Here is a 2,444-nt window from a genome sequence, read left to right as displayed (position 1 = left end):
CAGTAGAACTATTTCTAGTTTCTCAGATACAGATTTTGGACTTCTTTTGGACATAATAAAACTCCCCTCATAGTTTCTAGTGAAAATTTTTGTTTTTTCACTGTCCACTATAAGGGGAGTATATCACCTAGGCCTACGATTTTCGTTTATTCTACGCTGAAAAGATATGGATAAACCGGTTGATTTCCTTGATGAATTTCAACCTCGACATCTTCCAATTGTTCTTCTAGCTGTTCAGCAAGAGTTTGAGCGAGTTCCTCATCACCATCTTCACCGATATAGATAGTTACGATTTCACTATCTTCGTCCAGCATTTTCTCAAAAGTAGCAACTAGTGTCTCCATCATATCTGGATTGGACACCACAATCTTGCCATCAACCATACCAAGGTTGTCATTTTCATGGATTTCAAGACCATCGATGGTTGTGTCGCGGACTGCAGTTGTCACGCTACCGCTTTTCACCTCTGCAAGAGATGCCGTCATCGCTTCAAAGTTACTTTCCAAATCACGACTTGGATCAAAGGCAAGCAAGCTAGTAAAACCTTGTGGCAGAGTCTTGGTTTCCACAACCTTAACTGCCACTTCTGCAACCTCAGCAGCCGTCTGAGCCGCCATCAAGATATTCTTGTTGTTTGGAAGCAAGATGACATTACGAGCATTGACCAATTCAATAGCATTGACAAAGTCTTCTGTAGATGGGTTCATGGTCTGACCACCTGAAATCACATAGTCAACGCCTTGTGATTTGAAGATCTCTGTCAATCCCTCACCTGCTGCAACAGCGATAATACCGTATTCTTTTTGCTCAGCTGGTTTTTGGAAGGCTTCTTCTTTTTCAACCTGCGCTTCATGTTGTTCACGCATGTTGTCCACTTTTACCTTGACCAAGCTACCGTATTGAAGACCCGCTTGCATGACCAAACCTGGGTCTTCTGTATGGACGTGGACTTTAACAATTTCATCATCGTTGACAACTAGAAGAGAATCCCCAAGGTCATTAAGATAGTTGCGGAATTCTTCATAATCAAAGTCCCTCACATAAGTAGGGCCTTGGCGAAGAGCTACCATGATTTCTGTACAGTAACCAAAGGTAATATCCTCAGTCGCTACATGACCAGCAACTGACTTGTGGTGCTCAGCATTGATCATCTCAGACATAACAGCTGGAGTTGCTTCAAAATCCTCTGACGCAATGTACTCACCTGTCAAAGCTGACAAGAAGCCTTCGTAGATGTACACCAGACCTTGGCCACCTGAATCGACAACCCCAACCTCTTTCAAGACTGGAAGCATATCAGGTGTTTTCTTGAGGGCACGGTTGGCGCCTTCTAGAGTCGCACGCATTACTTCCACAGCATCATCAGTTTCTTCTGCTTTTTTCAAAGCGGCAGTGGCTGCCCCACGAGAAACCGTCAAAATGGTACCTTCAACTGGTTTCATTACAGCCTTATAAGCCACTTCGACACCATGTTGGAAGGCTTGCGCCAAATCCTTACCATCCAATTCAACCTTGCCTTTGACAGACTGACCAAAACCACGGAACAATTGTGACGTAATAACCCCAGAGTTTCCGCGAGCACCCATAAGCAAACCTTTTGACAAGATTTGAGCGACTTCCCCAACTGTATTTGCAGGCTTATCTGCCACTTCTTTGGCACCATTTGTAATGGTCATTCCCATATTGGTCCCCGTATCACCATCTGGAACAGGAAAGACGTTTAAAGAGTTTACATATTCAGCTTGTTTATTCAGACGAGTAGATGCTGCCTGCACCATTTCTTGAAATAAACTTGTTGTAATTTTAGACACAATTATTCTCCTACGACTTTAATATTTTGGATAAAAACATTAACGGCATCAACAGAGATACCCAATTGATTCTCCAAGTTGAACATCACACGTTCTTGGATATTGCGAGATACTTCACTGATTTTCACACCGTAACTCATTACAGTGTAAACATCGACTGCAATGCGACCATCTTCCAAGGTCTTAATGACAACACCCTTAGAATAATTTTCTTTGCGCAAAAGTGCCTGAAAATTATCCTTAATCGCAGACTTACTAGCCATACCAACAACACCGAAAATCTCAGTCGTAGCACCACCGACAACTGTGGCAATCACTTCATCAGTCAATTCAATCTGGCCGTCTTTTGTATTGATTTTTACAGTCATAATTCCTTACCTCAAATAGTTTTATCACTCCATTTTACCACATTTTCCAGATTCTGTAAAAAACAAGCTTGTGACAGCTGAAAGGAACCAAAACATACTAAGATTAGTAGTGAAGAAATCTCCGACGGGAGAAAGTATTCACTACTTTTTCTTTATGTTAAAGTAGAGGTGTCTTGTTAAGTCGAGAACTCTTTTGACGCTAGACGTCGCATCAAAAACTGGCAAGGCACCTGTTTTAGAAAGAATGTTATCAAAGTATGTGGGA

2 protein-coding genes are annotated in these 2,444 nt (G+C 41.9%); both read right to left on the bottom strand.

Annotated features, from left to right (window positions below; all coding sequences use genetic code 11):
- Nucleotides 1-146 precede the first annotated feature (146 nt).
- Nucleotides 147-1,811, bottom strand: a complete 1,665-nt coding sequence (locus NF418_RS10210) for a DAK2 domain-containing protein (protein WP_256779518.1) — start codon at nt 1,809-1,811, stop codon at nt 147-149.
- A gap of 2 nt (nt 1,812-1,813) precedes the next feature.
- Complete coding sequence (locus NF418_RS10205) at nt 1,814-2,179, bottom strand: Asp23/Gls24 family envelope stress response protein (protein ID WP_105109350.1); 366 nt, start codon at nt 2,177-2,179, stop codon at nt 1,814-1,816.
- Nucleotides 2,180-2,444: the final 265 nt, after the last annotated feature.

The sequence above is a fragment of the Streptococcus suis genome, from assembly GCF_024509555.1.
Taxonomy (GTDB): Bacteria; Bacillota; Bacilli; order Lactobacillales; family Streptococcaceae; genus Streptococcus; species Streptococcus suis_AD.
The sequence above is the reverse complement of the archived record's forward strand: the minus strand, read 5'-3'. Positions and strand labels throughout refer to the sequence as shown.